This is a genomic window from Dyella sp. (genome assembly GCF_035508675.1).
In the GTDB taxonomy this organism is placed as follows: Bacteria; Pseudomonadota; Gammaproteobacteria; order Xanthomonadales; family Rhodanobacteraceae; genus Dyella_B.
Window position 1 is genome coordinate 1 of record NZ_DATJMN010000121.1, and the last position, 5281, is coordinate 5281.

At 63.2% G+C, this 5281-nt stretch carries 3 protein-coding genes and 2 pseudogenes; 4 read left to right on the forward strand and 1 reads right to left on the reverse strand.

The window, feature by feature from the left end; all coding sequences use genetic code 11:
- From VMA74_RS06945 to VMA74_RS06955, 3 genes and pseudogenes are all read left to right on the forward strand, one after another.
- Positions 1 to 581: pseudogene (locus VMA74_RS06945) on the forward strand (glycoside hydrolase family 2); the annotation flags it as partial.
- A 16-nt stretch (positions 582 to 597) separates the two neighbouring features.
- Positions 598 to 1605 (forward strand): LacI family DNA-binding transcriptional regulator, encoded by a 1008-nt coding sequence (locus VMA74_RS06950; protein WP_325365909.1) that lies wholly within the window; start codon positions 598 to 600, stop codon positions 1603 to 1605.
- Between the two features lie 19 nt (positions 1606 to 1624).
- Positions 1625 to 2452, forward strand: coding sequence for a sulfotransferase (locus VMA74_RS06955; protein WP_325365910.1), 828 nt, complete (start codon positions 1625 to 1627; stop codon positions 2450 to 2452).
- Between the two features lie 22 nt (positions 2453 to 2474).
- Here VMA74_RS06955 and VMA74_RS06960 read toward each other — a convergent pair whose 3' ends face one another.
- On the reverse strand, positions 2475 to 4343 hold the full coding sequence (locus VMA74_RS06960) for a glycoside hydrolase family 2 protein (RefSeq protein ID WP_325365911.1): 1869 nt from the start codon (positions 4341 to 4343) through the stop codon (positions 2475 to 2477).
- Positions 4344 to 5002: 659 nt separating this feature from the next.
- Between VMA74_RS06960 and VMA74_RS06965 the strand changes: the two are divergent.
- A pseudogene (locus VMA74_RS06965) lies at positions 5003 to 5281 on the forward strand (hypothetical protein); the annotation flags it as partial.

The following is a 5281-nucleotide window of genomic DNA, read 5'->3' on the forward strand; positions in this document are numbered from 1 at the left end:
GTAGCGTGCGTTACGAGAAGCACCTACAGAACATCGACCTCGCAGGGAACCACACACAGCCACTGGCAACGCTGCCGGCCATCGCCGGCCTGTCCTCTGTTTACTTCATCGAACTCGATCTCACCGCTGCTGATGGCAAGCCGGTCAGCCGCAATGTCTACTGGCTGTCCACGCGACCGGACGTGCTCGATTGGGCGCATTCGAACTGGTACCTCACCCCGCTTACGCAGTACGCGGACCTGACCGCGCTCACGTCCTTGCCGGCTGCGACGAGCAACGTCCGCGCAAGCACGCGGCGCGAAGGCAACGATGACGTCACTACGGTCACCTTGTCGGTGCCCGCATCGTCCAAGGCCGCGGCGCTGTTCCAGCACGTGTCGATCAGACGTGGTACGCACGGCGACCTTGCGCTGCCGATACGGTGGAATGACAATGACGTCACGCTTTGGCCCGGTGAGTCGGTGGTGTTGACCGCGCGCTATGCATCGCAGGAAACGGCTGTACCCGTCGTCGAGGTGAGTGGATGGAACGTTCCGACTCAAAGCGTTCCGGCCACTGCCACGCAGGGAACCGATCATTGAAGACGCAAAGGCTTCCATGTCACGCGTGACCATCAACGACGTCGCCCGCGCGTCAGACACCTCGAAAAAGACCGTATCGCGCGTGCTCAACAACGAGCCGAACGTACGCGACTCGGTACGGGAACGCGTGCTGGCCGCGGTGGCGAAACTCAACTATCGGCCGCTCACCTCGGCGCGCAGCCTGGCGACGAACCGCTCTTTCATGATCGGCCTGCTCTACGACAACTTGTCGCCGAGCTACATCATGGAAGTGCAGGCAGGCGTGCTGGAAGCGTGCGAGGCGAGGCAATACAGCATGATGGTGCAGCCGTTGGTCTCGACGGCGCCGGACTTCGTCGAACGCGTCGAAGGCATCCTCTCGCGGCACCAGCCCGATGGGCTGATCCTTACGCCCCCCATCACCGACCATCTAAAACTGCTCAATCACCTGCGCAAGAGCGAGCTTCCGTTTGCCTCGATCGCCCCGCGCCAACCCAAGGGCTGCATCGGCGTGATGCTACGCGAACGCGAAGCTGCCGCGGCGATGGTGGCGCACCTTGTATCGCTGGGCCACCGCCGCATCGCCCACATCATTGGCGATCCCAAGCACGGCGCCGGCATCTGGCGCCTCGCCGGCTACCGCGACGGATTGAAGCGCGCGGGGTTGAAGGAAAACCCTGCGTACATGGTACAAGGCCGTTTTTCTTTCGAGTCCGGCGTAGCCGCAGCGCGCCGATTGCTTGCGCTGAAGCAGCGGCCAACCGCCATTTTCGCGGCCGACGACGACATGGCCGTCGGCGCCATCTGGGCCGCCGCGGAAGCCGGCGTGTCGGTGCCGGAAGAAATATCCATTTGCGGCTTCGACGACACCACCATCGCCACACAGGTGTGGCCGCCGCTGACCACCGTCCACCAGCCCGTGCGCGAAATGGGCGAGCTCGCCACCGAGGAACTGCTGCTTCGCGTGCTGGGCAAGGGAGAAGCCCGCATGGTCGAAGTCGGCTACGAAATGCGCATGCGCGCATCGACCGCGCCCGCGCCCTGATCGAGAGGAGACTGCCCACATGCCCGCCACGCCGCGGAAATTCCATTTCATCTCCGGGCTGCCGCGCGCCGGCACCACCCTGCTGGCCGCCATCCTCAACCAGAACCCGCGCTTTCGCGCCGGCATGACCAGCCCGCTGGCGGACATCATGGGCGTGGTGATGGCCGAAGCGAGCAGCAAGAACGATTTTTCGTTCGACGTCTCCGACGCGCAGCGGGTCGCGCTGTTGCGCGGATTGGTCGAGAATTTCTACGCGGTCGAGGCTGGTGCCGAGGTGGTGTTCGACACCAGCCGGCTGTGGTGCAGCCGGATGCCCTTGCTCGACACGCTGTTTCCGGGGGTAAAGGTCATCGCGTGCGTGCGCCAGCTGGCATGGGTACTGGACAGCATGGAGCGATTGGTGCGCAAACAGCCGGTGAGCGTCAGCAAGGTGTTCCGCTTCGACACCAACACCACCGTGTACTCGCGCGTAGAGGCGTTGACCGATCCGCGCGGCATGGTGGGCTTCGCCTACCAGGCCACCAAAGATGCGTTTTACGGCCAGCATGCGCAAAACCACCTGCTGATGCTGACCTACGAAACCCTGGTACGCGATCCGGCCACGGCCATGCGCGCGGTGTATCAATTCCTCGGCGAGCCTTGGTTCGAGCACGACTTCGACCACATCGAATACAACGCCGACGAGTTCGACGCACGCGTCGGCATGCCCGGCCTGCATTCCGTCCGGCCGAAAGTGGAGGCGATCGAACGCCAGCCCATCCTGCCGCGCGAGATCTTTGGACGCTTCGCGAACGAAGCGTTCTGGATGGATCCGAAGAACAACGTCAATCAGGTGCGGATCGTGTAAACAGCCGGGCTACGCGCAGGTCTCAGGGCTGCGCGCCTGCGCGTATCACCGCCTCATTGATCGCGCGCACCTTCGCTTCGTCCATCTTTTCAACCTTGCGGTCGTAAGTGAAAAAGCCATTGTGCTCGCCCTCGACATCGGTGATCTGCGTGTACACGCTGCCGGACATCCCTTTCGGGACGCCTTTGTCGCGCAGCACGGCGGTATTGGCGACGTAGCCGGCGGTGAGCGCGGCGCGATCTTTCACTGCGCCGTACGGGTTGATCGGCGTGTTCGGCCACATGTGGCCGGGTATGTTCAAGGTCAGGCCGCCGTGTTCGCCATCGATGGCGGCGCGCTGCGCATCCGGGCTGGGCAAGCCGGGGCCTTGGTAGTCATGCACGTCGTAGACATCGCCGGCATGCGGGTCGCCCTTGGTGTCGCAGCAGTTGGCACCGCTGCGTGCGTCGACCAGGCGCGAAGGATCGAGTTGCTTGATCTGCGCGGCCAGTTCGGCGGCGGCCGGAATGCTCCATTGGCCCCAGCCTTCGTTGAACGGAATCCAGCCGATGATCGAGGTTTCGCCCTTGAGCTGTTCGACGATGGCTGAGACGTTCGCGCGGAAGTTGGCCTTGTCGGCGTCGCTGAGCTTGTCGTTGCGGTCGGTCGGCATGGCCGGCATGTCCTGCCATACCATCAGGCCGATGCGGTCGGCCCAGTAATACCAGCGCGCCGGCTCCACCTTGATGTGCTTGCGGATGGTGTTGAAGCCCAGGTCCTTGGTCTTCTGTATGTCGAACTTCAGCGCCGCATCGGTGGGCGCGGTGTAGATGCCGTCGGGCCAGTAGCCCTGGTCCAGCGTAGCCAATAGGAAGGTCGGCTTGCCGTTCAACACAATGCGGTTGCGTCCACCCACTTTCTCCACTGCGATGGTGCGCAAGCCGGCGTAACTGGTCACTTCATCGCGTTGATCGCCTTGCGTGAGCGTGGCCGTGAAGCTGTACAGGAACGGATCCTGCGGACTCCACGGATGCGGTTGTGCGATAACCAGATGCAGTGGCTGGCCAGCCGGTCCGCTCGCTTCGCCCACCGCCTTGCCATCTGCGTAGGCGGTGACATGCAGCGTGGCATTCGCGCTAGAGCCGTGCAATCTGGATGTAACGGTGAAGGCGTCCAGGCTGCGCGCCGGTGTGAACACTAGTTGCGCCAGGCTGGTGGCCGGCACAGGCTCCAGCCACACCGATTGCCAAATGCCCGAGGCCGCCGTGTAGAAAATGCCTTCAGGTTTCAGCCGCTGCTTGCCGACCATCACGTTGGCACTGTCCACCGGCGCATGCACGGCAACGATGATCTCCTGCGGCCCCTGTGGGCGAAGCGCCGAGGTAATGTCTGCACTGAAGGACGTATAGCCACCCGAATGCTGCGCCACTCGCGTACCGTTGACGTACACCGTTGCGTCGCAATCCACCGCGCCGAAATTCAAGCGCACATGCTGGCCGTGCGCGGTGAAAGCCGGCGGAATGTTCACCAGCCGGCGGTAGAACATGAAGTCCGCGTGCTTTTGCACGCCCGAGAGCACCGATTCGATCGGATACGGCACCAGCACGCGGTCTTTCAGCGTGTGACCAAACGGCGGCGCACCCTGCCCGTCACTGGGCGCGTACTGCCACAGCCCGTTGAGGCTCAGCCATTGCGGATGTTCCAGCGATGGGCGCGCCAGTTGCGGGCGCGGGTATTCGGGCAACGCATTGCTGGGCGATACCTCGGCGGTCCACGGTGTGGCCAGCGGCGCCACGCTGCCATTCCACACTGAGGCTTGATCCGGCGCCGCCATCGCCGTGGATGCAAGGCCCATCGCCACGAGCATGCTCATCCAGGCGACCGCGTCACGTAGCTTGAAGTTGTTTGTCATCCGCCCTTCCCTTCTTGTTTTGTCTTGAGCAGCGATAGGCACTGCCGCTCGCTAGCATGGCTAATTGTCAGACAAATGTCGTAGCCCGATCGTCATCCTCGCCGCGCGTAGGTGGGTGGTGAGCGTATGCGAACCCCAACGTTGCCATGCCGATGGCGATGTTGGGGTTCGGCGTGGCCTCACCGCCAACCTACACGGGATCGCGCGTGATCTTAAGTTCGGAGCATTGAGGGAAAGCGTTCCTTTTGCAATGCAACGAGCATCGCGCCGCCAAGCGGATTACAGTTGCGCGCAGGCATTGATCGCTGGGCAGCCGGATACCGGGCCAACACGTCATCGCCTTTTTTTGGATTGTAAATTTAGATCGATACAAATAGCGGTTTTTTTGGCATGCCGTGGAAAGCACTACGCGGCATGGGTGAGATGCTTTTGCCGCGCGCAGGGTCATGGTGCGGATGCAGGACGAGCAGTTCGGGCATGCGGGGCGGATTCCGCCCTGCAAGGGGGAGCCTGTGCCGATGTGCGGGGATATAGCCGTCTAGACGGCTTCACGCGTACAGGTTTCCAGGCCGGATGACCGCCCACGATCCGGCCATGGACAGGTGGGGAAATCGTCGCCCCATCCTCTTCGTGGGCATCCGAGAGGAGCGCTTTCGATCATGCATCTCGCAGCCATACGCAAACGCGTTCAGACCCTGCTGGCGGTTGCCAGCCTGACGGCCATGGCCGTCGTCTTCCCTTCGTCAGCCGCAGCAACATACCCGGCCCATCCGCACACCGACGGGCCCACGGCCGTCGCCCGCGCGCGGGTGGCGGCGGACGTCCTGATGAGTTCCTACGATCCCGACAAGGCCTGGTTTCCTTCCAGCTGGTGGAACTCGGCCGTCGCCCTGCAGACCATCGGCGACTACATGCAACGCACCGGCGACCGCCGCTAT